General features: G+C 72.3%; 21 protein-coding genes and 5 pseudogenes. 15 read left to right on the top strand and 11 right to left on the bottom strand.

Annotation, left to right across the window (positions count from 1 at the left end):
- Positions 1 to 6: 6 nt before the first annotated feature.
- Together MTP03_RS23230 and MTP03_RS01415 are read left to right on the top strand one after the other, a co-directional pair.
- Positions 7 to 933 (top strand): annotated as a pseudogene (locus tag MTP03_RS23230) (DUF3068 domain-containing protein); the annotation flags it as partial.
- A gap of 17 nt (positions 934 to 950) precedes the next feature.
- On the top strand, positions 951 to 1346 hold the full coding sequence (locus tag MTP03_RS01415) for a porin PorA family protein (protein ID WP_248490252.1): 396 nt from the start codon (positions 951 to 953) through the stop codon (positions 1344 to 1346).
- Here the strand turns inward: MTP03_RS01415 and MTP03_RS23050 are convergent.
- The gene (locus tag MTP03_RS23050) at positions 1264 to 2511 is read right to left on the bottom strand and encodes a polysaccharide biosynthesis protein (protein WP_305852778.1); all 1248 of its coding nucleotides are present in this window, start codon (positions 2509 to 2511) and stop codon (positions 1264 to 1266) included. The genes MTP03_RS01415 and MTP03_RS23050 overlap by 83 nt on opposite strands.
- A 29-nt stretch (positions 2512 to 2540) precedes the next feature.
- Between MTP03_RS23050 and MTP03_RS01400 the strand changes: the two genes are divergently transcribed.
- The 3 genes from MTP03_RS01400 to MTP03_RS01390 all read left to right on the top strand — a co-directional run bounded on the left by MTP03_RS01400 (position 2541) and on the right by MTP03_RS01390 (position 5847).
- On the top strand, positions 2541 to 3851 hold the full coding sequence (locus tag MTP03_RS01400; protein ID WP_248490250.1) for a hypothetical protein: 1311 nt from the start codon (positions 2541 to 2543) through the stop codon (positions 3849 to 3851).
- Complete coding sequence (locus MTP03_RS01395; protein ID WP_248490249.1) at positions 3820 to 4320, top strand: hypothetical protein; 501 nt, start codon at positions 3820 to 3822, stop codon at positions 4318 to 4320. The genes MTP03_RS01400 and MTP03_RS01395 overlap by 32 nt, the downstream gene beginning before the upstream one ends.
- Positions 4321 to 4431: 111 nt before the next feature.
- Positions 4432 to 5847 (top strand): condensation domain-containing protein, encoded by a 1416-nt coding sequence (locus tag MTP03_RS01390; protein WP_248490248.1) that lies wholly within the window; start codon positions 4432 to 4434, stop codon positions 5845 to 5847.
- 25 nt (positions 5848 to 5872) lie between these two features.
- Here MTP03_RS01390 and MTP03_RS01385 read toward each other — a convergent pair whose 3' ends face one another.
- The 5 genes and pseudogenes from MTP03_RS01385 to MTP03_RS01365 form a co-directional block, all read right to left on the bottom strand.
- The gene (locus MTP03_RS01385) at positions 5873 to 6499 is read right to left on the bottom strand and encodes an MBL fold metallo-hydrolase (protein ID WP_248490247.1); all 627 of its coding nucleotides are present in this window, start codon (positions 6497 to 6499) and stop codon (positions 5873 to 5875) included.
- Positions 6496 to 7580: pseudogene (locus MTP03_RS01380) on the bottom strand (S-(hydroxymethyl)mycothiol dehydrogenase). Before MTP03_RS01380 ends, MTP03_RS01385 begins: the two are co-directional and overlap by 4 nt.
- A 68-nt stretch (positions 7581 to 7648) precedes the next feature.
- A complete protein-coding gene (locus MTP03_RS01375) occupies positions 7649 to 9121 on the bottom strand; it encodes an ATP-binding protein (RefSeq protein ID WP_248490246.1) in 1473 nt (490 codons plus the stop codon).
- A complete protein-coding gene (locus MTP03_RS01370; RefSeq protein WP_248490245.1) occupies positions 9118 to 10797 on the bottom strand; it encodes an FAD-dependent oxidoreductase in 1680 nt (559 codons plus the stop codon). Before MTP03_RS01370 ends, MTP03_RS01375 begins: the two co-directional genes overlap by 4 nt.
- A 327-nt stretch (positions 10798 to 11124) precedes the next feature.
- Positions 11125 to 12266: pseudogene (locus tag MTP03_RS01365) on the bottom strand (glycosyltransferase family 4 protein).
- Between the two features lie 25 nt (positions 12267 to 12291).
- On the opposite strand from MTP03_RS01365, the pseudogene MTP03_RS01360 reads away from it, so the two are divergent.
- Positions 12292 to 13054, top strand: a pseudogene (locus tag MTP03_RS01360) (class I SAM-dependent methyltransferase).
- A 33-nt stretch (positions 13055 to 13087) separates the two neighbouring features.
- On the opposite strand, the gene MTP03_RS01355 reads toward MTP03_RS01360, so the two are convergent.
- From MTP03_RS01355 to MTP03_RS01340, 4 genes are all read right to left on the bottom strand, one after another.
- Positions 13088 to 13972 carry an RNA polymerase sigma-70 factor gene (locus MTP03_RS01355; RefSeq protein WP_248490244.1) on the bottom strand — a complete coding sequence of 295 codons (885 nt, stop codon included), beginning with the start codon at positions 13970 to 13972 and terminating at the stop codon, positions 13088 to 13090.
- Complete coding sequence (locus MTP03_RS01350; RefSeq protein ID WP_248492351.1) at positions 13969 to 14733, bottom strand: FAD-dependent oxidoreductase; 765 nt, start codon at positions 14731 to 14733, stop codon at positions 13969 to 13971. Before MTP03_RS01350 ends, MTP03_RS01355 begins: the two co-directional genes overlap by 4 nt.
- A 363-nt stretch (positions 14734 to 15096) precedes the next feature.
- Positions 15097 to 17658, bottom strand: coding sequence for an ABC transporter permease (locus MTP03_RS01345; RefSeq protein WP_248492350.1), 2562 nt, complete (start codon positions 17656 to 17658; stop codon positions 15097 to 15099).
- 11 nt (positions 17659 to 17669) lie between these two features.
- Positions 17670 to 18452, bottom strand: coding sequence for an ABC transporter ATP-binding protein (locus MTP03_RS01340; RefSeq protein WP_248490243.1), 783 nt, complete (start codon positions 18450 to 18452; stop codon positions 17670 to 17672).
- Positions 18453 to 18529: 77 nt separating this feature from the next.
- On the opposite strand from MTP03_RS01340, the gene MTP03_RS01335 reads away from it, so the two are divergent.
- From MTP03_RS01335 to MTP03_RS01315, 5 genes and pseudogenes are all read left to right on the top strand, one after another.
- Positions 18530 to 19024, top strand: coding sequence for a hypothetical protein (locus MTP03_RS01335; protein ID WP_248490242.1), 495 nt, complete (start codon positions 18530 to 18532; stop codon positions 19022 to 19024).
- A gap of 57 nt (positions 19025 to 19081) precedes the next feature.
- Positions 19082 to 20230: an AAA family ATPase gene (locus MTP03_RS01330; protein WP_248490241.1), complete on the top strand. Its 1149-nt coding sequence runs from the start codon at positions 19082 to 19084 to the stop codon at positions 20228 to 20230.
- Positions 20167 to 20769, top strand: coding sequence for an AAA family ATPase (locus MTP03_RS01325; protein ID WP_248490240.1), 603 nt, complete (start codon positions 20167 to 20169; stop codon positions 20767 to 20769). Before MTP03_RS01330 ends, MTP03_RS01325 begins: the two co-directional genes overlap by 64 nt.
- Before the next feature lie 109 nt (positions 20770 to 20878).
- Positions 20879 to 21682, top strand: a pseudogene (locus tag MTP03_RS23225) (FAD-dependent monooxygenase); the annotation flags it as partial.
- A 92-nt stretch (positions 21683 to 21774) separates the two neighbouring features.
- Positions 21775 to 22029 carry a hypothetical protein gene (locus MTP03_RS01315; RefSeq protein WP_248492376.1) on the top strand — a complete coding sequence of 85 codons (255 nt, stop codon included), beginning with the start codon at positions 21775 to 21777 and terminating at the stop codon, positions 22027 to 22029.
- A 5-nt stretch (positions 22030 to 22034) separates the two neighbouring features.
- On the opposite strand, the gene mftR is transcribed toward MTP03_RS01315, so the two are convergent.
- Complete coding sequence (mftR, locus tag MTP03_RS01310; protein ID WP_248490239.1) at positions 22035 to 22643, bottom strand: mycofactocin system transcriptional regulator; 609 nt, start codon at positions 22641 to 22643, stop codon at positions 22035 to 22037.
- 154 nt (positions 22644 to 22797) lie between these two features.
- Here mftR and mftA point away from each other — a divergent pair, with 154 nt between their 5' ends.
- The 4 genes from mftA to mftD all read left to right on the top strand — a co-directional run bounded on the left by mftA (position 22798) and on the right by mftD (position 25708).
- The gene (mftA, locus tag MTP03_RS01305; protein WP_248490238.1) at positions 22798 to 22890 is read left to right on the top strand and encodes a mycofactocin precursor MftA; all 93 of its coding nucleotides are present in this window, start codon (positions 22798 to 22800) and stop codon (positions 22888 to 22890) included.
- Between the two features lie 67 nt (positions 22891 to 22957).
- Entirely contained in the window at positions 22958 to 23236 is a 279-nt protein-coding gene (gene mftB, locus MTP03_RS01300) for a mycofactocin biosynthesis chaperone MftB (protein WP_371820846.1), read from the top strand.
- 5 nt (positions 23237 to 23241) lie between these two features.
- A complete protein-coding gene (mftC, locus tag MTP03_RS01295) occupies positions 23242 to 24477 on the top strand; it encodes a mycofactocin radical SAM maturase (RefSeq protein ID WP_248490237.1) in 1236 nt (411 codons plus the stop codon).
- Positions 24478 to 24490: 13 nt separating this feature from the next.
- Positions 24491 to 25708 (top strand): pre-mycofactocin synthase MftD, encoded by a 1218-nt coding sequence (mftD, locus tag MTP03_RS01290; RefSeq protein ID WP_248490236.1) that lies wholly within the window; start codon positions 24491 to 24493, stop codon positions 25706 to 25708.
- Positions 25709 to 25710: the final 2 nt, after the last annotated feature.

The raw sequence follows: 25710 nt of genomic DNA, 5'->3' as shown, positions 1-25710 counted from the left end.
ACTTCGATGGCGGTAGGCCGTAGCCGGCTGGCGCGCGTTATCGGTCCGATCCTGATCTTCCTGGGCGCAGTGCTGATCACGTCGGCGATCGCCGCACCGGCGTACGTCGCCGGGAAGCTGAAGACGATCCCGCTGGACCTGGACGTCACGACCGTGGCCAAGTCCACCAAGCCCGCGGACTCCCAGGCCGACGCGGAGTTCCCCGCGAAGTCCCTGGACCTGTGCTCGTTCAACAAGCCCAAGGCCGTGATCAACGAGGTCTCGGTGACGACGCAGACCCGGTCGCTGGTGACCTCGCCGTCGGACAAGTCGACGATGACGATCCAGTCCGGCATGTCGATGGTCGTCCCGTCGATCAAGACCAAGGGCGAGCCGCGCCACCCCGAACTCACCGGCGCCACCAAGAACGAGCGCCCCTGTGACGACGGCCTGGTGCAGGCCTGGCTCGACCGGGTGCAGCTCGACCGCGAGACGGGTGCGCCGACCGGCAAGACGTCGGAGGCCACCTTCGCCCCCGGCGAGAGCACCCCGGCCGTGAAGATCCCGGACCGCAAGGGCCTGCAGTACCGCTTCCCCGCCGGCACCGAGCAGGGTGGCGAGTACCAGTACTTCGACCTCATCACCCGCAAGAACGTGCCGCTGAAGTTCGTCGAGGAGAAGGAGGTCAGCGGTACCAACACGCTCCACTTCCAGGGCGCCCAGGACTGGGTCGACCTCTCCACGATCCGCGACGGCAACGACGCGACCCTCGGCACCGTCCTCACCAAGACCGCGGGCTGGTGGGGCATCGAGGGCGTCGACGACAAGGACGACATCACGCTGAACCGCTGGGCGAAGACCGGCGTCGACCTGTGGGTCGACCCGAAGTCGGGCATCATCGTCGACCAGCAGCTGCACTACCAGCAGCAGTTCCGGCTCCCGGGCCAGGTGGCCCCGAACACCCCCGCGCCGTGCGCGACTTCAAGCTGGACGTCTTCGACGCCAACCAGCGCTGGGTCGACGCGACGGTCCGCTCGCAGGCGGAGGCCGCGAAGTCGGCGCAGAACAAGCTGGCGATCACCAAGTACGTGGTCCCGGTCGCGGGCGGCGTCCTCGGCCTCATCGCACTCGGCCTGGGCGGTTTCGCGTTGCTCCTCGGTCGCCGGGCGGCCCCGGCGGGCGGCCCGAGTCGGGACGCGGGCGGCCGTGGCGGCTTCGGCGCGCCCCCGGCGGGACCGCTGGACGACGAGCCGACGACGCCCAACGCGACCGATGACGAGCCGGTCACCGAGGCGTTCGGCGCCCAGCCCCGGCCGGACGACTCGCAGACCGAGGCGATCGACTTCCGGAAGCCCGACCAGCGCTGATCCTCACGACAGCACCGATCACCGTCACCGCCGCGAGCGCACACAGCGCCGCGGCGGTGATCATTTCGCCCACCGTGCGCGGCCAGGTCAGCAGGACCGCCGCCTCGATCCCCACCACAGCCCAGGCGAACAGCGCCATGCGGGTTCGCTCGACGGCGATGGCGTAGAGCAGCAGCCCCTGCAGCAGCGCCAGCAGCGCACCCTGCGCAGCGAACAGCCACAGCCAGCCCTGGACGGGCCGGTACTCGTCGCCGGCCAGCAGGGTCGCGAGCGGCGCGCACACCGCGGCCCCCGCGACGCACGCGAGGCCGAGCCCGGTCAGCAGTCCCGCGACGGTGCGCAGTGCTCGCGTCGAGTGCTCGGGCGTCGCGAGGTGCGGGTAGAACACGACACCCACGGCCTGCGGCAGCCAGAACGCAACCTTCGCCGCCACCGCGCCCAGCGCGTACGTGCCCGCCGCGGCCGGCCCGAGGACCGGCCGCGCCAGCAACAGGTCCAGCGACGCGAAGACCACCAGCACCAGCTGCACCGAGCTCGCGCCGAGCACCGCACGAACACCCGCGCGCTCCCCACCGCCCGCGTCGCCACCGGCATCCCCGGCGCCGGCCGGGGCCCCGTCGCCGGATGAGCCCGCGAGCGCCCGGCCGATACCGGCCGCGACGAGCGCGCCCACCGTCGTCCCGAGGAGCGCCGGCCCCGGGCCCAGCAACAGCCCGGGCACGGTGAATGCCAGCTTTCCCAGGCCGGCGACGCCGAGCAGCGCGGCGAGCCGGCCGAACCGCCGGGCCCCCTGCAGCAGCCCCTGCTCCACGGCGAGCACCACGAGGGCGGGCGCCGCGGCGAGCGCCGCGGCCGCGGTGCCGGGCCGGGTGTGCAGGCCGACAGCGGCGAGCGGCACCAGCGCGGCCGCGAGCAGGCCGGATCCGACGGCGATGCGATACCCGAGCGCGCGCATCTCCGCCGCCCCGGCGCCGCGGACGACCTGCCGCGCGACCACCGTCTGCAGCGCCAGCGCGGGGACCGCGAGGATCAGCGAGAGCTGCAGCAGGACCGCGAACTCCCCGTAGCCGGACGGCCCCAGCCATCGGCTCGCCGGCAGGTGCACCAGGTACGAACACAGGTTGGCGACCATCGATCCGATCGTCACCAGCGCCAGTCCACCCACCCGGCCATTGTGTCAGTAGGCTCGGATCGATGAGATCGCGCGACGTGGCCCTCGCCGCCTGGTCCGCCGTGCTCGGCGTCGTGATCCTGGGACCGCTCGCGGTCGGCGGCCGCTACCTGGTGCTGCGCGACGCCGTCTCGACGCCCCGCTCCCACCTCACCGACGCCGCGCTCGGCCTCGGGGGCAACGCCGCACGCGCGACCCCGCAGGACTGGCTGCTGGCCGTCGGCTCGCAGGTGGTCGACGGTGGCCTGCTGGTGACGGCCCTGCTGTTCGTCTCGCTGGTCGCCGCGGGCTGGGGTTTCGGCCGCTGCGCGCTCGCCGTGCTCGCCGCGGTGGGCCGGCCCGCGGGCACGGGCGCGGGCCTGGCTGCGGCCAGCGTCGGGTTGTGGAACCCGTTCGTCGCCGAGCGCCTGCTGCAGGGGCACTGGAGCCTGCTGGCCGGGTACGCCGCGATCGGCTGGGTCGTGGTCGTGGGGCTGGAATCCTCGGGGTGGCGACAGGTCGGCGGGTTCGCTGTAGGGCTTGCCGCGGGCGGCCTGACGCCCACCGGCGCGGTGTTCGCGCTGGTGGCGGGCCTGGTCGCGGTGCCGCGCCGGTGGGCGTGGCAGGTGGGCCTGTTCGTGCTCGCCGCCGCGCCGTGGGTGTACCCGTCGCTGGTCTCGGGCACCGGCATCCGCACCGATCCCGCGAGCGTGGCCGCCTTCTCGGCCCGCGCGGAGCCGGGGCTGGGCACGCTCGGCTCGCTGCTGGGCCTCGGGGGCATCTGGAACCGGCAGGCCGTGCCCGACGGTGCGCCGTGGCTGTGGACCGCGCTCGTCCTCGCCGTGCTGGCGAGCGGCCTGCTCGTGCTGCGCGGCCGGCTCCTCGCCCTCCCTGGGCCGGCTCGCGCTGCTCGCCCTGTGCGCGGTGGTGCTGCCGGCGCTGGCGGCCACCGGTCCGGGCGTCGCGCTGCTCGAGGCCGTGGTCCAGGCTATCCCCGGCAGCGGGCTGCTGCGCGACGGCCAGAAGTGGGTGGCGCTGGCGGCCCCGCTCGTCGCGACCTGCGCGGCCGCCCTGGTCGCGGCGATGCCCGCGCCCGCGCGGGCGGCGGGAGCGGTGATCGCGGTGGCGGCACCGATCGCGGTGCTCCCGGGGTTGGCGTGGGGCGTCGGCGGGGCGTTGGCGCCGGTGACCTACCCGGCGTCGTGGCGCACCGTCGCCGATGCCGTGCCGCCGGATGCGGGCGCGGTCGCCGTGCTGCCGCCAGGGATGTTCCGGCAGTACGGCTACGGCCCGCCCGCGCCGACCCTGGACCCGGCGCCGCGCATGCTGCGCGCGCCCGTCCTGCAGACCGGTGAACTCCGGGTCGGCGGACGGTCGGTCGACCGGGTGCCCGGCCCCGCCGCCGACGCCGAGGACGCGCTCGCCGCGGGCGGCGACGAGCTCGCCGGCCGACTCGCCGCGCTCGGGGTGGGATGGGTCCTCGTCGAGGCCGTACTGATCGACGGTGCGCCCGGCTTCCCGACGGTGCCGTTGCCCGGCCTTGCGCTCGCCGCGGACACCCCCGAACTGCGGCTGTACCGGGTACCCGGCGAGATCGCTCCGTTGCCGGGCCGGCCCTCGTCCGCACAGCGCGGGGGTGCGTGGGCGGCGCACCTGGCGTGGCTCGCCACCCTCGTCGGCGGGCCGCCGCCGCGGCGGGCGGCACGGCGGGCGGCGGGAGGGCACGGCCGCGCCGGCGCGCCCGCGACGAGTAGCCGCGGAGGACCGCGCCCACTTTGCGGTCCTTATTGCACACGCGTTCCGGTTATTCATCACCTTAATTAGCGACGCGCATGGTATCGCTGTCGCGGGAAATGGGAAGCCTTAATAACTGTCAGATATCTCACTGCTCTCGCACCTTTTGTAGGGCTATCCACTGACGGGATCATGTTCGGCATGATCTCCGGATTCTCAGAGCAGTGGCAGTGCGAGGCGGGCGAGTGGTCCGTCTGGGCTCCGGACGCGGTCACGCGAGAGACCATGAAGACCGCCCCCGACCTCGGCGTTCGCACCGCGTTCATCCAGGCGGACCACCTCCGGAGCGGGATCGACGGCGAGGCCTGCGTGCGCCGCCTCGTTTTCACCACATTCACGATTCACGATGTATTCGACGAGAAGGCGATGACCTCCGTCTTCTCCGATTTCGTGCGCGCCCACGGTATTTTCCATACGGCGTTTCCGGTGACGACCGATCTCGATCCGCGCGGCCGCACGCTGCAGCCGGAACAGATCTCGCTCGCCATCACCGCCACCTCGGCGACGCATCCCGCCGCAACGGTGAAGGACTACCTCATGGCCGAGGTGCCCGACCTGAACGAGTGGGCCGCGTTCGCGTTCGCCGTCACGGGCACAGAGCACGCCCGGCCGGGCGCGGCCGACCCGCGCTTCGAGGTGGTCGTCTGCTCCGACCACCTGTACACCGACGGCGTCTCGCAGGCGGTGGGCTTCTTCGAGCTGGTCTCGCGGTACACGGCCGCACGCGCGGGCACGCCGTTCACGCCACCGCCCGTCCGCCCGTACCGCGACTTCACCGCCGAGCAGCGCACGCTGGCCGCCACCCTCACGCCCACGCATCCCGATGTGGTGCAGTGGCGCGAGACGCTCCGCCGGGCCGGGGGCATGCCGCGCTTCCCGCTCCCGCTGGGCCTGCCCGACGGTGCCTGCGCCCCCGGACGCATCGCGGTGCACAGCTCGTTCGTGGACGCGGGCCGCACCGCGCGGTTCGGGGCCGCCGCCAGGTGCGCCGGCGCGAACATGAGCAGCGCACTACTGGCGGTGCTGGGGCAGGTCCATCACGCCCTGACCGGCGACGAGCTGTTCACCATGCTGATCCCCCGCGCCGATCGTTCGGCGACCGGCGACGCGATGGCGGTGGGCTGGTACGTGACGCTGGTCCCGGTGCAGTTCTCCGCGAACGGATCGTTCGACGAGGTGGCCCGCCGCGCACACGAGGCCGTCGCCGTGGCCCGGCAGCTGGATCGCACGCCAGTGTTCCCGGTGATCGACCTGCTGGCCGACGACCCCGAGTTCCCCGTGGAGCACGGATTCTCCGCGCCGATGCTCTCCTACATCGACGTCACGCGGGTGCCCGGCGCCGATCTCGCACGGCACCACGACTTCTCGGTGTTCGCGAACGCCACGCCCTCACGCGAGGTGTTCACCTGGATCAACCGCGACACCGCGGGCCTCGACTTCAACGCGATGCACCCCGACACCCCGCAGGCCGCCCGCGCCGTCGACACCGTCTTCCGGCTGCTCCGCGATCGCATCATCGAGATCGCCGACCGCGCCCCCGCCCTCCAGGCCGCCTGACCCCCGACCGCGGGGTGGGGCCGGGTCAATGGCCCCGGCGGATCCACTCCTCCAGATGCGGGGACTCGGCACCGAGAGTGGTGCCGTCGCCGTGGCCCGTGTTGACCCTCGTCTCGGGCGGCAGCGCGAACAGCCGGTCGCGGATCGACTCGATGATCACCGAGAAGTCGCTGTAGGAGCGCCCCGTGGCGCCGGGCCCGCCGGCGAACAGGGTGTCGCCGCTGAACAGCTGCCCCGCCTCCGGCAGGTACAGGCACACCGATCCCGGCGAGTGTCCGGGCGCGTGGATCACACGGATCTCCGTGCCGCCGATGGCGATCCGGCCGTCGTCGGTGAGGTTCTCGTGGCCGACGCCCGGATGGGTCATGTCCCACAGCACGTCGTCGCCGGGGTGCAGCCGGATCGGCGCGTCGAGCCGGTCGGACAGCTCCGGCGCGACGGTCACGTGATCGTTGTGTCCGTGGGTGCAGACGATTCCACGCACGGTCCGCCCGCCGACGGCCTCGATGATCGGGTCGGCCGCGTGGGCGGCGTCGATCACCACGACCTCGCTGTCGTCGCCGACGAGCCACACGTTGTTGTCGACGTCCCAGGTACCGCCATCGAGGCTGAACTGGCCACTGGTGACGACCTTTTCAACCCGCAGCGTCACAGGACCACCACCGAGCGCAGCACCTCGCCGCGGTGCATGGTCTCGAAGGCCTGCTCCACCTCGTCGAGACCGATCCGCTCGGTGACGAACTTCTCGAGCGGCAGGCGCCCCTGCCGGTACAGGTCCACGAGCTGCGGGAAGTCCCGCTCGGGCAGGCAGTCGCCGTACCACGACGACTTAAGAGCCCCACCGCGCGAGAAGAAGTCGATGAGCGGCATGTCCAGCGTCATGTCCGGGGTGGGCACGCCCACCAGGACGACGGTGCCCGCGAGGTCGCGGGCGTAGAAGGCCTGCTTCCACGTCTCGGGCCGGCCCACGGCGTCGATCACCACGTCGGCGCCGAACCCGTCGGTGATCTCCTGGATCGCCTCCACCGCATCGACTTCCGCGGCGTTCACGGTGTGGGTGGCGCCCAGCTCGCGGGCCCACTCCAGCTTCTTCGGGTCCCGGTCGACGGCGATGATGGTGCGCGCGCCCACGAGGCGGGCGCCCGCGATCGCCGCGTCTCCCACGCCGCCGCACCCGATCACGGCCACCGTGTCGCCGCGGGAGACGCCGCCGGTGTTCACGGCGGCACCCAGGCCGGCCATCACGCCGCAGCCGAGGAGGCCCACCACGGCGGGGTCGGCCTCGGGATCGACCTTGGTGCACTGGCCCTGATGGACCAGGGTCTTCTCCGCGAAGGCGCCGATGCCGAGAGCCGGCGAGAGCTCGGTGCCGTCCTCGAGGGTCATCTTCTGCGTGGCATTGAAGGTGTCGAAGCAGTACTGCGGCTTCCCCGCTTGCAGGCGCGGCACTGGCCGCACACGGCGCGCCAGTTGAGGATCACGAAATCCCCGGGCGCCACGTGATCCACACCCTCGCCGACGGTTTCGACGACGCCCGCTGCCTCATGGCCGAGCAGGAAGGGGAACTCGTCGTTGATGCCGCCCTCGCGGTAGTGCAGGTCGGTGTGGCAGACGCCGCACGCCTGCACCGCGACCACCACCTCACCGGGGCCCGGATCGGGGATGACGATCCCCGCGACCTCGACGGGCGCTCCCTTGCTGCGGGCGATGATTCCTCTGACGGTCTGCGGCACGATTCTCCTCCTGGTCCGGGTACGGCTATAGCCATCCTCGCATTGATCGGGTCGCCGAGACGTCGAGCTCAGTGCGCGGGGGTTTCCGAAACCTCGGGGTCGGCGATCTCCTCGCGTTGCGGGCCGTCGATGGGCAGCGTCACGGCGAAGACGGTGTTCCCCGGCTCGGACCGCGCCGCCAGGTCGCCGTGGTGCTTGTTGACGACGATCCGCCACGAGATGTCCAGTCCCAGACCGGTTCCCTCGCCGACGCCCTTGGTGGTGAAGAAGGGCTCGAAGATGCGTGGCAGCACGTCGGCGGGGATACCGGAGCCGGTGTCGGCGACCTCGACGACGACCGAAGCCTCCTCGCGGCGCGCGCGCAGCGTCAGGGTGCCGCAACCGTCCATGGCCTGCACGGCGTTGTCGATGAGGTTGGTCCACACCTGATTCAGCTCGGCGCCGTAGCCCTTGATGTCGGGGAGATCCGGGGCGTACTCGCGGACGACGGTGACGTCCCCCAGCTTCCGGCTCAGCATCACGACGGTGCTGTCGAGCAGCTCGCGCACGTCGAGCACCTGGAAGGGCGCTCGGTCCATCTGCGAGTACTGCTTGGCCGCCTGGACGAGGGTCGAGATCCGGTCCGTGGAATCGGTGATCTCGTTCATGAGCAGTTCGGTCTCCACGGTGTAGTACAACCACCGCAGCGCGCCCGAGAGCACCGGCCCATCGTCCAGCGCGCCCGCCACGCGATCGAGGAAGTCGGTCTGCAGACCCGCCGCCACGAAGACGGGGGCGAGCACGTGCCCGTCGCCGATGTCGTGATCGTCGAGCCAATCGATGAGCTCGTCCTCCCGGTCGGAGGCCTCCAGCGGGCCGAGATCCGGTGCGACCGCGACCGCCTCGACGGCCTCCTCCTGGAACTTCACGAGGTCCACCAGGCGGGTCCGGTCGAGCTTGCCGCCGGCGATCCCCGCCAGCTTGTGCCGCATGCCGCCGACGCGGGTCCGCAGCTCCGAGACCGCCCGGGTGGCCGCGCCCGCAGGATTGTTCAGCTCATGGGTCAGGCCCGCGGACAGCGAGCCGAGCGCCAGCAGGCGCTCACGCTGCTCGACGATCTGCCGCGTGCGCTGGCCGCCGTAGAAGACACCCTCCAACAGGTGCACCGCCATCGGGAACCACTCGTGCATCGCCTCGTTGAAGTCGGCGGCGGGCAGCATGAAGAACTGCGCCTGCGTCACCGCGCGCATCGACGAGTTGTACTGCTTCTGCGCCGGCCCGCCCTTGCCGAGGAACGCCGACCACGCGCCCGAGTAGACGCCGCGCTGGTCGGTGCGGGTGGTCTCGACCTCCGCGTCACCCACCTTCTGCGACAGCGCGATCGTGCCCCCGAGCAGGACGTACAGCCACCGCGCCGGGTCACCGGTGGAGTAGACGGGGCCGGCCGGGAAGGTCTCCACATGGCCGCGCTCGCACAGCCACTCGAGCTGCTCTTCGCTGAGCTTCTCGAACAGGAACAGGGTGCGCAGCTCGTCGACGAAGCACGGGTCGTGGGTGCTCACGAGTCGACTCCTTCCAGATAGCGGTGCACGAACATCACGGCCATCGCGCCCTCGCCCACCGCGGAGGCGACGCGCTTCGCCGATTCGGAGCGCACGTCGCCGGCGACGAAGATGCCGGGGACGCTCGACTCCAGGTGGAACGGCGGCCTGTCCAGCTCCCAACCGCGCGGGGAGGCACCGTCGAGCGCGAGGTCCGGGCCCGTTAACAGGAAGCCCCGCCCGTCGCGCGCGACGACGCCGTCGAGCCAGTCCGTGCGCGGCTCGGCGCCGATGAAGACGAACAGGAAATCCGCCGGGACCTGCTCCGTCTCACCCGACTGCGTGTCGCGCAGCGTGAGCCGCGTGAGGTGGTCGTCGCCGTGCGCCTCGACCACCTGGGTATGGGGCTTGACGTGCACGTTGTCGATCGCGTTCAGCTGCTGGATGAGGTAGTACGACATCGACGCTTCCAGCGACGGGCCGCGCACCAGCAGGGTGACCGAGCGGGCGCCCCGCGACAGGTACGCCGCGGCCTGGCCCGCGGAGTTCGCGCCGCCCACGATGTAGACGTCCTGGCCCGCACAGGCCGGCGCCTCGGTCATCGCGGAGCCGTAGAAGATGCCCGCGCCCGTGAGCCGTTCCATGCCGGGCGCGTCCAGTTGCCGGTACGCGACACCCGTCGCAAGGATGACGGTGTGCGCCCCCACGACGGTGCCGTCGGCGAACCGCACGCGCCTCCCGGACCCCGTCACCTCGAGCGCGACGACGTCGGCGGCGGTGATCATCTCGGCGCCGAACTTGGTGGCCTGCCGCCGCGCCCGGTCGGTGAGCTGGGTGCCCGAGACCCCGTCGGGGAAGCCGAGGTAGTTCTCAATGCGGGAGCTCTGTCCGGCCTGCCCGCCCGTGGCGGACCGCTCGATGAGCACCGTCCGCAGCCCTTCCGAGGCGCCGTATACGGCCGCGCCCAGCCCCGCGGGGCCGGCGCCGATCACGACGAGGTCGTAGAACTCCTCCGCCGGGGTGGTGTTCAGGCCCACGTGTTCGGCCAGTTCGCTGTCCGACGGTGCGCACAGCGCGGTCCCGTCCGCGGCGGCGACGAGCGGGAGCAGCTGGCCGTCGCTGCCCGCGGCGGCCAGCAGCCGCTGTCCCTCGGTCGATTCGGCGGTGTACCACCGGTACGGGATCTGGTTGCGGGCCAAAAACTCCCGCACTTCCGAGGAGCGGGCCGACCAGCGGTGGCCGACGACCTTCGTCTCCGGGACGGGCCGGTGGTCGCTGCACAGCCAGGCCTCCAGCTGCGCGTCGATGACGGGGTAGAGCTTCTCCTCCGGCGGGTCCCACGGCTTGAGCAGGTAGTGGTCGAGATCGACAACGTTGATCGCCTCGATCGCGGCGCCGGTGTCCGCGTACGCGGTGAGCAACAGCCGGCGGGCGCCCGGGTAGACGTCCATCGCGGCCTCGAGGAACTCCAGGCCCGTCATCTGCGGCATGCGATAGTCGGCGAGGATCGCGGCCACCAGGTCGCCACGGAGCTTGAGCTCCTTGAGCGCCTCCAGGGCCTGCTCGCCGCTCTCGGCACGCACGATCCGGTACTCGTCGCCGTACGTGCGCCGCAGGTCGCGGGCCACCGCGCGGGACACGCTGGGATCGTCGTCGACGGTCAGGATCGCGGGACGCCGCTTCTCGGGTTCAGCCACCGTTTCAGGCTACGACGACCGCGCCCTCCGCGTCGGCGAGTGCAGCTGTGAGCGAACGCATCGGGTCGGGACCGTAGGAGACGCGCTGGACGGTGCCCCCCACCGGGCGTCGGCCCTCACCTGGTGTCGTCCCCCGCGCGACGCCGATCCGCCCACCCTACGTTCGCACCCCCACCAGAAGCCGCGCTTGCGGTCAGGGACCGACTGACCCCCGCGCGACATTCGCTCCCCACCGGACGCCGCGACCTGCGCAGACGCGGCGATGCGTCGCAAGCATCGCTTCTCGGAGCACCACGTGCCCGCGCGGCCCCAGGTCACCTCGCCGAATCAGACGAGGCCGCCGACGCGCTCCCCCGCGACGGATGCCGCCAGCACGCGGGAGACGCCGTCGGCGGTGGCGGGCCAGGAGAACTCGCCCGCCCTTTCCTGCGCCTTCGCGCCGAGTTCCTCCCGCAGCAGCGGGTCGCTGAGCACAGTGTGCACCGATTCGGTGAGCCCGGCGAGATCGCGCACCAGAAGCCCGGTGGCACCGTCGACCACGGAATCCGTCAGCCCTCGCGACGACACGTACCCCACGGTGGGCACGCCGTGCTGCGCCGCCTCGATCACGGTGATGCCCCAGCCCTCCTTGCGCGACGGCATGACGTGCACCCAGGCGCGCGAGAGCAGCCGATGCTTGCGCTGCTCGGTGACGTGCCCGTGGAATGTCACCCGGTCGAGGACGCCGAGCTTCGCGGCGTGCGCGTACAGCTCGGCGTCCCACCACCCGCTGCCGATGACGTCGAGATGCAGATCGGGGATGCGGTGGCGCAGGCGGGCGAGCACGTCGAGGGCGTCCTCGATCTGCTTGTGCGGCACGAGCCGGGACAGCACCACCATCCGCGGCGACACCGAACGCACGTCCGCGACCCCGGGGACACGGAGTCGATCCCGTTGCGCACCACGGCTACCCGCTCCGGGCCGACGCCGAGCAGCGCGAGCTCCTCCGCCGACGGCAGCGACACCGTCAGGTACTGGGACGCGCGGTGCACCCACGGCGAGAGCCGCGACTCGATGAACCACCCGATCCGCGCCACGAGCCGGCCCGCGACGGGCCACTGCTCGCGGTGGCAGTGGTGCACCAGCACCGTGACGGGCACGCCCGCCACGAGCCGCGCGAAGAAGGGAATGCCGTTCTGCGTGTCGATCACCGCGTCGGGACGTATGCCGCGCAGCGGGCCCCGGCCGAACCGCGCCAGCACGATCGCCAGCAGCGCCAGCGGGTAGACCGTGAAGCGTCCGCCGCCGCGGGAGATGCGCACGCCGCGCACTGTCTCCGACCTGGCCGCACCCGGGTACATCGCCGTCCGCAGCGTTACGCGGACGCCGCGGGCGGCCAGTTCCTCGCCGACGCGCTCGAGGTACAGCTCACTGCCGCCACCCTGCGGGTGGCGGGTGTCACGCCAACACAGCAGGAGGACCTCACGCACGCGTTCTAGGGTACCGTCCGTCTGCGTGTACCCCGCCACCTGGAAGAACGCGACGAAACAACTCCGTCGCCGCGCCGTGCTACGCCGCTCGGTGGGGCTGTTGTCCGACTTCCGCTTCGAGCAGTCGGAGCCCGCCCGGTTCTACGGCTCGCTGGCGCGCGACACCGTCGAGCTGACCGGCGACCTGTACGGCGATCTCGACGGCGCCGTCATCCTCGACGTGGGCGGCGGCCCCGGCTACTTCGAGGACGCGTTCGCCGAGCACGGCGCCGTCTACATCCCGGTCGAACCCGACCCGTCCGAGGCGCACGCCGCCGGCATCACCTCCTCGCGGGGCCTGCGGGGCTCGGGTCTCGCGCTCCCCGTCGCCGACGGCGCCGTCGACGTGTGCCTGTCGTCCAACGTCGCCGAGCACGTGCGGGACTGGCGCACGATGGGCGACGAGATGCTGCGGGCGACCCGGCCCGGCGGAATGGTGATCCTGAGCTACACGCTCTGGTACGGGCCGTTCGGCGGTCACGAGATGGGGCTCACGCACTACCTCGGGGTGCCCGCGCGGCCCGCATGTACACCCGCAAACACGGGCATCCGCCGAAGAACCTCTACGGCACCTCCCTGTTCCGGGTCACCGCCACGGACGGCCTGGACTGGGCCCACACCGTCGAGAACGCGGACCTGGTTGCCGCGTTCCCCGCTACCACCCGTCCTGGGCCTGGTGGATGGTCCGCGTGCCGGTGCTGCGCGAGCTCCTCGTCTCCAACCTGGTCCTGGTCCTCCGCAAGCGCTGACGGCCGACGTCGCTTCCCGCCGCGGCAGCTCGATCATCCGGCGACCCGGCGCAGCTTGTCCGGATTGCGCACGACGTAGACGGCAGACACCCGCCCGTCTCCGACCTCGACGCACAGCACGAGGTCGACGGCACCGTCGAACGACACGACCATCGCCGGCATGCCGTTGTACACGGCGGATCGCAGGCTCATCTCGCCGAAGTTCGCCGACTTGCGCAGGGTACCGATCATCATCCGCGCCACCCGGTCCGCGCCGAGGACCGGCCGCCGCGCCGCGGACTTCACGCCGCCGCCGTCGCCCAGATACACCGCGTCCGGCGCGAGAACGTCCATCAGCGCCTGGACGTCGCCCGTCGCCGCGGCGAGGAGGAAGCGCTCGGCGACACCCTGCGCCCGTTCCGGATCCACGACCTCACGCGGCCGCCTGGCCCGCACGTGCCCGCGCGCGCGGTGCACGGTCTGCCGTACGGCCGCCTCGCTCTTGCCGACGGCCTCGGCGATCTCGGGGTAGCCGAAGTCGAAGACCTCGCGCAGCACGAACACGGCACGCTCGGTGGGACTGAGGGATTCGAGGACGAGCAGCATCGCCGTGGTCACCGCCTCGCCGGTGAGCACGTGCTCGGCGGGCCCGTCGCCCGACGGTGCCTCGAGCGGCTCCGGCAGCCACGGCCCCACGTAATCCTCCCGCCGTCGCGCCGCGGTGCGCAGCGCGTTCAGCGCCTGCCGGGTCACGATCCGGGCGAGATACGCCCGGGGATGCTCCACGGCGTCGAGATCCACCTCGCGCCAGCGCAGGTAGGTCTCCTGCAGCACGTCCTCGGAATCAGCGACGCTGCCGAGGATCTCGTACGCGACGGAGAACAGCAGCGGCCGGTGCTCGGCGAACACCTGCTCGGCGTGCGTCCCCGGCCCGGTCATCGCGGCGCCGGAAGCCAGGCGAACCGCGCCGTCCGGGTGGCCCCCTTGGCCCCGCGACAGACCAACTCCTTGACGAGTGCCGCTGCGCGGCCGCCGAATTGAATGCGGGTGGGGGTGTCGTCGCGGCGGGCCGCCTGGATCACCGCGCGCCGTCGGCCGATCGAGACGTTCTGCCCCGTGTACCCCATCGAGTACGGCCGCATCGGCGTCCCAGCCAGCTCCCGGACCAGATTGGTGGCGCCGTGCATGCCCTGCGGCAGCGCGGTCTGGCAGCTCAGACGCGCGCCCGGAACCGCCGCGCCGTCGCCCACCGCGACGATCCGCGGGTCGGAGACGCTGCGCAGGAACTCATCGACGACCACCCGCCCGTCGGCGTCCACCTCCAGCCCGCTGCGCGCCGCCAGGTCGCTGACCTGGTTCGCGACCGCCCAGAGCACCGCGTCGGTGGAGCCGGCACCGTCGAACCGGCCGCGCTCGACGAGTACGCCGAGGCGGTCGAGGTCGCGGCGCACCCGCGCCCGCGCACCGGGCCCGAGCGACGCCCCGACCTCGCCCTCGCTGCGCAGCGTCACCCGCAGGCCGGGCCGGGCCTCGGCGACCTCCGCGGCGGTCTCGATGCCGGTCAGGCCGCCGCCCACGACGGTGACCGCGGCCCCGTCGGGCAGGTCCGCGAGCGCCCGGCGCGCCTCGTCGGCGGACTCGAGCGCGCCCACCACGTACGCCCCCGACGGTGCCGTCGGCGCTCCGCCCGCGGCGTAGATCGCGCGGTCGAAGGGCAGGACGTGCCGTCGGCGAGCAGGAGCGTACCGTCGCCGATCTTGTCGACGGTGCCCACGACCAGCCGGATCCGCGGGTCCAGCATCTCGGCGAGCGGTGTCACGGCCGTGCCGCTGCCGGCGATGTGCTCGTGCAGCCGCACCCGCTCGACGAACTCCGACCGCGGGTTCACGATCGACACCTGCACGGTGCCGCCGGATCCGGACTTCCTCACCAGCCGGTTCGCGGCGATGACGCCCGCGTAGCCCGCGCCGATCACGACGACCTTCATGATTGCCTCCTCATGCGAGAAATGAGCCTTCCGCACAGTGGACACCGACCGCGCAGGATCTGTGACAGCGGCGGGATCAGCCCTCCGCAATGGCCGCGAGCGGCGGCGTGCGGGCGGCGCGGATGGCCGGGAGGATCGCCGCGCCCACGCCGACGAACGCGGACGCCACCAGCATCACGATCACCGTGGGCCACGGCACCACGACGGAGCCGAGGCCCTCGTCGCGCAGCGCGTTGACCAGCGACACGCCCAGCAGCACGCCCAGGACGAGGCCGAGCGCCGCGCCGAAAACCGCGATCAGCATCGACTCGAGGTAGATCGAGCGGCGCACCTGCCCCCGGACCAGACCGATGGCGCGCAGCATGCCGATCTCCCGCCGGCGCTCGACCACCGACAGCGCCAGGGTGTTGATGATCCCCAGGATCGCGATCACCACCGCGAGCCCGAGCAGCGCGTACAGCACCCCCATCATGGCCGTGATCGCCTGGCCCGCTTGATCCTTGAGATCCTGCTGGTCGTCGACGTTCACCACCAGCAGCGGTTTCACGGACTCTCGCAGGCGCTCCTTCAACGCCTCCACGGAGGTCCCTTCGGCAGCGTTGATGTACACCGACTGCGGAGTCACGATCGGCGACGACGAACCCCGCGCCGGCGGGTACAGCACGTTCAGGTCCGGGGCGGCCACCACGGGCCCGGACAGCATGCCGCCCTTGCCCTCGTAGATCCCGGTGACGGTGACCGCGGCCTTCTCCCTGCCCACCGCCGAGCCCAGGGCGACCTTCGAGCCCACGCCCCAGCCGCGTTCGCGGGCGGTCCTGTCGTCCACCAGCATGCCGCCCGCCCGTAGCGTCAGGTCGCCGGACGCGCGGGTGAGGTTGAACACGGAGGTCACGTCACCGTCGACCCCGAGGACGGACACCCGGTCGTCCCCGACGCGCGCGGGCACCCCGTAGAGCACGGTCTTCGTGCCGATCCCGGGCACGCCCTCGATCGCCGTGAGCGCGGCCGGCGGCATGCCCAGCGACGGTGCCTGCAGCACCAGGTCGGAGCGGATGCCGCTGTCGACCTGGGCGTCGATCGACTTCTGCATCGACGCCCCCAGCGTGCCGATGACGCCGACCAACGCCACGCCGATGACCAGTGCGAACGCGGTCGCCGTGGTGCGCTGCGGGTTGCGCATCACATTGGTGCGGCCCAGCCGGCCCGCCGGACCGAACGGCGCCGCGAGCACCCTGCCGACGCCGCCCAGCAGCGGCGCCACGAGCGCCGGCCCGCCGATCACGACGGCCAGGATCAGCCCGAAGCCGGCGATGCCGACGACGATCGCCGCGCCCGCCCCGACCTCCGTGGTGGCAACGAACAGCAGCGCGAGCGAGCACAGCAGCAGCGCCGCGCCGACCGCGCCGCGGACCATCACCGACGCGGCGGAGCCGCCGTCCTGCGCCCGCATCGCCGCGACGGGCGGCACCCGGGACGCGCGCACGGCGGGGATCAACGCCGAGATCACGGTGACGACGGTGCCGACCACCATGACCGTGACGATCACCGAGGGGCTGACCGACAGGCCGCCGTCGGGGAAGCCCGCGCCCGCCGCGGTGACGGCCGTGCGCAGGAGCACCGCGAGACCGATGCCGACGGCCAGGCCCAGCGCACTGCCGACCACACCCACGACCAGCGCCTCCAACACCACCGAGTTGCGCACCTGGCCGCGGCTCGCACCGATGGCACGCAGGAGCGCCAGCTCCGACAGCCGCTGCGCGACCAGCATCGAGAACGTGTTGTAGATGATGAAAACGCCCACCAGCAGGCCGATCAGGCCGAACGCCACGAGGAAGTAGTTGAGGAAGCTCAGGCCCTGGTTGATCGTGTCCTCGAACTCCTGCCGGACCTCGGCCCCGGTCTGCACCTTCAGCTCCGGCAGCTTCGCCGCCAGGGAATCGCGCAACTGCTCGGGCGTGGTGCCCTGCGCCGCACCGATGTCGATGTACGGGGCGGTGGCACCGTCGCCGAACAACTTCTGCGCCTCGTCCTTCGCGAACAGGGCGCCGACGTACCCGCCGGAGTCGATCGACACCGAGTACGTGCCGACGACGGTCACGTCGACGGGACCGGGCGAGTGCGGGGCCACGATCGTGGTTCTCGCGCCCACCGGGAGCTTCAGCCGATCGGCGGCGGAATCGTTGAGCACCATCTCGTTCGGGCCCGACGGTGCGCGCCCCGCGGTGAGCTTCAGGCCGGACGGATCGAGGTTCTCCCCCGGCGGCAGGTAGGCACCGCCCACCTGCGGCGCGCCGGTGGGCGCGACCACGTCGCCGTTGCCGTCGCGCAGCGCGATCGTGCCGGTGATCGCCGGAGCCACCACGCGCACGCCGGGAACGGCCTTCACCTCATCGGCCACCGCCAGCGGGACGCCCGGCCCGGCCGGACCGAATCCGCCCTGCCCCTGGGCGTTCTTCGGCGACACCCGCGCGTCGACGCCCACCGCGATCTGGTCGGAGATCCCGTCGAACGCCTTCGACAGCGTTCCGGTGAACACCATCGAGCCGGCGATGAATGACGTGCCGAGCAGCACGGACAGCACCGTCAGGACCAGGCGCCCCTTGTGCGCCATGAGGTTCCGCAGCGCCACGCGCCGCATCGGAGAGGCCATCAGCGGGCGACGAGCTCGTCGAGGTGGATCATCTTCTCCAGCACGCGCTCCGCGGTGGGCCGGCGCATCTCGTCCACGATGCGGCCGTCGGCGAGGAACACCACCCGGTCGGCGTAGGACGCGGCGCGCGGGTCGTGCGTGACGATCACGACAGTCTGCCGGAAGTCGTCGACCGCGGCCCGAAGGATGGACAGGACTTCCGCGCCGGACCGGGAGTCGAGATTGCCCGTGGGCTCGTCGCCGAAGACGATCTCGGGCCGCCCCACCAGGGCGCGAGCACACGCCACGCGCTGCTGCTGCCCGCCGGACAGCTCGGTGGGCCGGTGCCCCAGCCGCGGCCGCAGGCCCAGCCGGTCGATCACCGCGTTCAGCCACTGCTCGTCCGGCTTGCGCCCCGCGATGTCGAGCGGAAGCGTGATGTTCTCCAGCGCCGTCAGGGTGGGCACCAGGTTGAAGCTCTGGAACACGAACCCGATCCGGTCGCGCCGCAGCTCGGTGATCTGCTTGTCGTTCAGCGACGTCAGCTCGGTCCCGCCCACCACGATCGATCCGCCGCTCGCGGCGTCGAGACCCGCCAGGCAGTGCATGAGCGTCGACTTGCCCGAGCCGGACGGCCCCATGATCGCCGTGAACTCGCCGGCCCGGAAGTCCACCGAGATCCCCGCGAGCGCGTAGACGGCGTTGTCGCCCTCGCCGTAGACCTTGGTGACGTTCACGGCGCGCGCGGCCACCGCCGGGGCGGCGGGCGGCGCCGGGACCGTCTGGAACGGAGTCTGTGACATGCCATCGAGAATGCCAGAAACGGCAGGCCTGCGGCATCGGGAGGAACCCTGAGTCGGGTATCCGCCACAATGGTGGCATGCGACTCGAGCCCCAGATCCTGATGCAGCTGTCCGGCGTGCTCGACCTGCGGGGCGGCAAGTTCTTCGGCAGTTGCTTCGGCCACCGCGTCCCCGACGACCTGCTGGCCGCCGTCACGGTGCACGGCGCCGCGACCAACCGCGCCACCGCCGGCTTCGCCTCCCCGTCCCGCAACCAGACCGCGATGCCCGTCGAGTTCGAGCATTGGGACTCACCGCCGCACCCCGAGGGCGAGTGGGACACGGTGCTGCGCACCCAGTTGTGCGTCGACACCTCGGGCTCGGTCGAGTGGTTCTCCCCAGACAGCGGGCTCGACGGTGACGGTCCCGGCGAGGTGGTCGAGTTCCCGATGGCGCGGGGGTTCTACGAGGTGGAGGCCTCGGCACGGCACGCGGGCGAGGGCGCCGACACCTGGCGGCTGCGGTTCTGGTCGTCGGACGAGTACGGCCCCGATCTCGCGGAGATCCGCGAGATCGCCCTCCTCGCGCGCTGACCCCGGCTAGTTTGGCGGGGAGGGATCGGGGGATCCCTGCACGGTTCGGGGGGACCTATGACTTCTGCTTCGGCTTCGGCGACGTCCGCGCTCACCGCCTTCCGCGCCGGCGTCGCCGCTCTCGGCCACGGTGTCGGGGAGTTCGATTCGGCGCCGGTCGATCCCGCGCTCGCCCGGCGCGCCTTCGAGGCGGCCACGACGGCCGATCCGGCGCTGGCCGACGCGTGGCTGGGCCGCGCCGCGGCCGGGGAGGCCACCGCCGAGGTCCTGGCCGCGCTGCATCGCTGCGCGGACCGGATCGGCGCGGCCGCCCGGCGGCTGGGACTGCCGCCCGGCACGCTCTGCGCGTCGTTCGCCACCGGTCTGTACGTGGACTATCCGCTGCGCGACGCCGTGACCGCGCACGTCGCGTACGCGGCGCGCCTGCTCGCCGACGGCGCGCCCGACGAGGCCGACCGCGTTCTCGAGGCCGCGCCCGCGGAGCCGGTGGTCGCGTATCAGCGCGCGGTCGTCGCCTCCCGGTCCCGACGGTGGCCGGACGTCGCGTCCGCGCTCGCCGGCATCGACGCCTGGGACGACGCCGTCCTGGCCGCGGCCGCCCGCACCCTCGCCGGATCCGCCGCCGCGCAGCTGGGCCGGTTCGCCGAGGCCGCCCGGCTGCTGTCGGCGGCCGCCGACGGGCCGGTGCCGGGCGCCGCCGCCGCGGCGCAGTACTGCCACGGGCTCGTCCTGCGCGAGCAGGGCGACGAGGACGGCGCCCGCGCGCTGCTGGAGCGGGCCGCACCGTCGTACCCGCCGGCCGAGGCCGCGCTGCGCGACCCGGGCCACCGCCTGGTGCTCGAGACGAGCGTGCCGGCCGCCGCTCCCGAGGCCGGCACCGAGCCCGCCGCCGATCTCCTCGCCGACGCCGCGGCCGAGCTGGAACGGCAGGTGGGATTGCGAGAGGTCAAGGAACAGGTCACGCGTCTGAAGACCACGATGGAGCTGGCGCGGGTGCGCGCCGACCGCGGACTCGCCAGCGGCTCCCGCTCGCTGCACCTGGCGTTCACGGGACCGCCGGGAACGGGCAAGACGACGGTGGCGCGGATCGTGGCCCGGATGTACCGCGGGCTCGGGTTGCTGGCCACCGACACCGTGGTGGAGTGCCGCGGCGCGACCTCGTGGGCCAGTACCTCGGCGCCACCGCGCAGAAGACGGGCGCGGTGATCGATTCGGCGCTCGACGGGGTGCTGTTCATCGACGAGGCCTACACACTCGTGCAGGAGGGCCTATCGGGCGGCGACGCGTTCGGCCGCGAGGCGATCGACACGCTGCTCGCCCGGATGGAGAACGACCGCGACCGGCTGGTAGTGATCGTCGCGGGGTACGACGCGGAGATCGACCGCTTCCTCGACTCGAACGAGGGCCTGGCCTCCCGGTTCGCGCGCCGGATCCGGTTCCCCGGCTACTCCCCCGGCGAGCTCGCCGAGATCGGCGCCGCGATGGCCCGCTCCCGCGACGCGGTGCTCACCGGCGACGCGGCGGCCGTCCTCGAGACCTGCTGCACCCGGGTCGCCGACCGGCTGGACCGGCTCGGCAACGGCCGGTTCGTGCGCAACGTGATCGAGGCGGCGGAGGAGGAGCGCGAGCTGCGCCTCGCGGATTCCGGCGTCGACCTGGCCGGCGTCGACGAGGCCGTGCTCATGCGCATCGAGGCACCCGACATGGCGCGGGCCCTGGAATCGCTGCTGGGCGCGGCGGTCTAGGCGGGGCCGCGCCACTCGCCGTGCCGGCGTCCGGAAACCGCGGTTCCCCACTCGTCGGGTGGCGCACACCTCGGTGACACCGCACGGTTTCAGCACTAGCGTGAAGCGCATGTGGAGGACGAACTCTCTGCGCGTGGCGATCGTCGGCGCGGGCATCGGCGGAATCGCCGCCGCGTCCGGGCTGCAGCGAGCCGGCGCCGAGGTGATCGTCCTCGAACAGGCCGCCCGCTTCCTCCCCCGCGGGTCGGGCCTGTCGCTGTTCGCGAACGGTTTCGCCGCCCTGCGCTCGCTCGGCCTGGAGGACCGGGTGCGGGCCGTCACCGCCGACGGTCCGCCGTCGATCCCGATCGGAACCCGACGGCACGACGGCACGATGCTCGCCACGTTCGCGCCGACCACCGTCGCCGACCTGCGCGTGGTGGATCGGACCGACCTGCACAGGGCACTCCTCGGCGGCCTGGCGCCGGACACCGTCCGGCCGGGGATCCGGGTGGAGGGGATGAGCCGGGCCACCCTGGACCTGGGGCCGAGCGGGCTGCTGGAGGACGCGCACGTCATCGTCGGCGCGGATGGGATCCGCAGCCGCGTGCGGGGCAGCCACGCGGGCGATCCGGGTGCCGCCTACTGCGGCTACGGGGCGTGGCGGGGCATCACCGACACGCCCGTCGAACTGCCCGACGGAGGCGAGACCTTCGGCCGCGGTGAGAGGTTCGGCTACATGCCGCTGCGCGACGGGCGGGTGTACTGGTTCGCCGTGCGGCCCTCCGCGGCCGACGACGTGCCCGAGCCCGACGAACTGCTCGCCCGTTACGGCGACTGGCACGGCCCCATCCCCGATCTCGTCGCGGCCACCGATCCGGCGCGGATCGGGTACCAGCCGATCGAGCGGCTCGCGCATCCCCTGCGCACCTACTCGCGCGGGCAGGCGACCCTGGTCGGCGACGCCGCCCACGCCATGCCGCCCACGCTCGGCCGGGCGCGAACCTCGCGCTGGAGGACGCCGCGGTGCTCGTCTCGCTGCTGCGGCCCCACGCGAGCGACCCGGACCCGCGGGTGGTCCCGGCGAAGCTGGGCGCGTACGACAAGGCGCGGCGGGCGCGGACACAGCGCATCGCACGGCAGGCGCATCTGCTCGGCGCCGCCGGTCAGTGGCCGAACCCGCTCGTCGCCCTCGCGCGCGACACCGCCCTACGGCTCGCCCCCGACCAGCTCCTCGACCGCGCCTTCCGCCGCCCGCAGCGCTGGACCGCGCCGGACTGACGCCCTCAGCCGGTCAGTGCGGCGACGCTGTCGATCAGCAGGTCGCAGCCGGTGCGCAGGAGCGCCTCCAGTTCGACGCCGGGTTCCGCGAGCCACTGCTCGTACGCGGCGAGGGCCACCCCGAGCGCCATCCAGGCGACCGTCTGGGGGATGTGATCGGTGGATCGCGCCGCGATCCGCGCGGCGCAGTGCTCGGCGATCACCTGCCGCCAGTCCGCGTACATGATCATCGAATGCGCCTGCAGCGCAGGCACGGTGAGCAGGAGCCGCATCCGCCGGCGGTGACTCTCCACGGCCTCCGCCGGGACCGCGTTGAACGAGACGATGGCGTCCCGCAGCTCCTCGCCCAGCGACCGTCCCGCGGCCGGCTCGGCGAGGATCCGGCGAAGGCCGTCGAGGTGGTCGTCGAACTCGCCCCAGGCGAGGGAGTTCTTCGACGGGTAGTAGCGGAACAGGGTGCGGCGGGCGATACCCGCGGCGGCGGCGATGTCGTCGACACTGGTCTCGTCGAAGCCGCGCTCGATGAACATGTCGATGGCGACGGCGCTGAGGTGCCCTCGCGTGGTCGCGCTGGGCCGACCGCCGAGCGGCCCGCTGCGCCTGACTGCGGCCATGACCCACCTCCGCGCCGGCGATCTGCTCCCACCTCCGCGCGGAGTCTATCCGACCTGCCCGGTTGGAGGGGATTTCGGCGCAACTCTTGATTCTGCACTCAGTGTCATTACCGTGTGATGTGCACCACATTCAGAAGAACGAGGAGGAAATCCCATGTCCGAGAGCCACACCGAAACGCAGGACGAACTCGTCACCGAGTCACTGGTGGAGGAAGTCTCCATCGACGGGATGTGCGGCGTCTACTGATGACCGCCGCAACCGCACCGGCCTCCGGCGGCGCTGCCGCCGCCGGGGCCCGGCCCTCCCCGAACCCGTGCTCTTCGACACCTCACTCAGCTGGCGGCTCAATCCCCGAGTCGCGGTGCGCCCCGAGCCCTTCGGCGCCCTGCTCTACCACTTCGGAACGCGCAAGCTGTCCTTCCTCAAGGACCTCGTCGTGGTCGACCTGGTGCGCACCCTCCACACCCATCCGTCCGCGGACGACGCCCTCGACGCGGCCCCCGTCGCGCCCGCCGACCGCCCGCGGTACGTCCGGACCCTCGACGCGCTGTGCGGGTCCGGGATGATCATCCCGGCAACCGATCAGGAGTGATCGACATGACCACCATCGAGAAGCCCCAAGCCCGCCCCGTCGGCCGCCTCGTCGACCAGTTCGAGCGCGGCCTCGACGCGCCCATCTGCCTGACCTGGGAGCTCACCTACGCGTGCAATCTCGCCTGCGTGCACTGCCTGTCGAGCTCCGGCAAGCGGGACCCCCGCGAGCTCAGCACCGAGCAGTGCAAGGCCATCATCGACGAGCTGCAGCGCATGCAGGTCTTCTACGTCAACATCGGCGGCGGAGAGCCGACCGTGCGCCCCGACTTCTGGGAACTGGTGGATTACGCCACCGAGCACCAGGTGGGCGTGAAGTTCTCGACCAACGGCCTGCGGATCACGCCGGAGGTCGCCCGGCGGCTCGCCGACTCCGACTACGTGGACGTGCAGATCTCCCTCGACGGCGCCACCGCCGAGGTCAACGACGCCGTCCGTGGCCCGGGCTCCTTCGCGATGGCGGTGCGGGCGCTGGAGAACCTGGCGGATGCCGGCTTCGCCGACGCCAAGATCAGCGTCGTGATGACCCGCGAGAACGTCGCCCAGCTCGACGAGTTCAAGGCCCTGGCGGACCGGTACGGCGCCACGCTGCGGATCACCCGGCTGCGCCCGTCGGGCCGCGGCGCCGACGTCTGGGACGATCTGCACCCGCTCCCGGAGCAGCAGCGCGAACTGTACGACTGGCTCGTCGCCCACGGCGACGGCGTGCTCACCGGCGACTCCTTCTTCCACCTGTCAGCATTCGGCGGATCCGGCGGCGGCGCACTGCCCGGTTTGAACCTATGCGGCGCCGGCCGCGTCGTGTGCCTGATCGACCCCGTCGGCGACGTCTACGCCTGCCCCTTCGCCATCCACGAGAACTTCCTCGCCGGAAACGTCACCGCCGACGGCGGCTTCCAGCGGGTGTGGCAGGGATCCGACCTGTTCCGCTCGCTGCGCGAGCCGCAGAGCGCCGGCGCCTGCACCCAGTGCAGCTTCTTCGACTCCTGCCGCGGCGGGTGCATGGCCGCCAAGTTCTTCACCGGTCTGCCGATGGACGGACCGGACCCGGAATGCGTGCAGGGCTATGGCGAATCGCTGCTCGCCGGGGAACGCACCAAACCCACCGCGAACAAGGACCACTCCCGCGGCGTGCCGCTGACACTGATGACCCGGCCGCCGTCACGCGACTGCGACGAGAACCCCCTCGCCGGGTTCGCCCCCACCACCGCCACCGGCTGCTCCGCCACCGGCTGCGCCTGACGAAAGACGAACCATGCCGACACTCTCCGAACTCGCCGAGAAGAACCCCTGGCGCCGCAACCCGTGGTTCGAGACGGTCCACGAGGCCCAACGCCGCGCTAAGCAGCGCCTCCCGAAGACGGTGTACTCGTCGCTGGTCGCCGGCACCCAGGGCGGGATCACGCTGAGCGACAACGTCGAGGCCTTCAATGAGATCGGCTTCGCGCCGCACGTGGTCGGCGTCGCGCCGGAACGCAACCTGGCCACGAAGGTGATGGGCCAGGAACTGGCCTTCCCCGTGATGATCTCACCGACCGGCGTGCAGGCGGTCGACATCGACGGCGAGGTCACCGTCGCCCGCGCCGCCGCGGCGCGCGGCACCGCGATGGGTCTGTCCAGCTTCGCCTCCAAGCCGGTCGAGGAGGTCACCGAGGTCAACGACAAGATCTTCTTCCAGATCTACTGGCTGGGCAGCCGCGAGGACATCCTGGCGCGCGTCCAGCGGGCCCGCGAAGCCGGGTGCCAGGGCCTGATCGTGACCACCGACTGGGTCTTCAACATCGGCCGCGACTGGGGCAGCCCCGAGATCCCCGAGCGGGTCGATGTGAAGGCCGTCGCCCGCCTCGCACCCGAGATGGTTCTGAAGCCCAAGTACGCGCTGAGCTGGTTCCGCGGTGGCAAGCTCGAGATCCCGGATCTCACGGCACCGAACATCGCCGACAAGGGGCAGCCCGGCCCCACCTTCTTCGACGTCTACGGGCAGTGGATGCACACGCCCCCGCCCACGTGGGACGACCTGCAGTGGCTGCGCGAGCAGTGGGACGGTGAGTTCATGGTCAAGGGCGTCTCGCGCCTCGACGACGCCAAGCGCGCAGTCGACATCGGCGCCACGGCCATCTCGGTGTCCAACCACGGCGGCAACAACCTCGACGGGACGCCCGCCACCATCCGCGTCCTCGGCCCCATCGCCGACGCCGTGGGCGGCGACGTGGACGTCCTGCTGGACGGCGGGATCCGCCGCGGCAGCGACGTGGTCAAGGCCCTCGCCCTCGGCGCCAAGGCCGTGATGATCGGCCGCGCGTACCTGTGGGGCCTCGCCGCGAACGGGCAGGCGGGCGTCGAGAACGTGCTCGACCTGCTGCGCATGGGCGTCGACTCCACCCTCATGGGCCTCGGCCGCGCCGACGTGGCCGAGCTCAGCCGCGAGGACCTGATCATCCCGGACGGCTTCGAGCGCGTCTTCGGCGGCTGACA

It is taken from the genome of Tsukamurella sp. PLM1, from assembly GCF_023168325.1.
Taxonomy (GTDB): domain Bacteria; phylum Actinomycetota; class Actinomycetes; order Mycobacteriales; family Mycobacteriaceae; genus Tsukamurella.
This window is presented reverse-complemented; position numbering and strand designations above follow the sequence as displayed.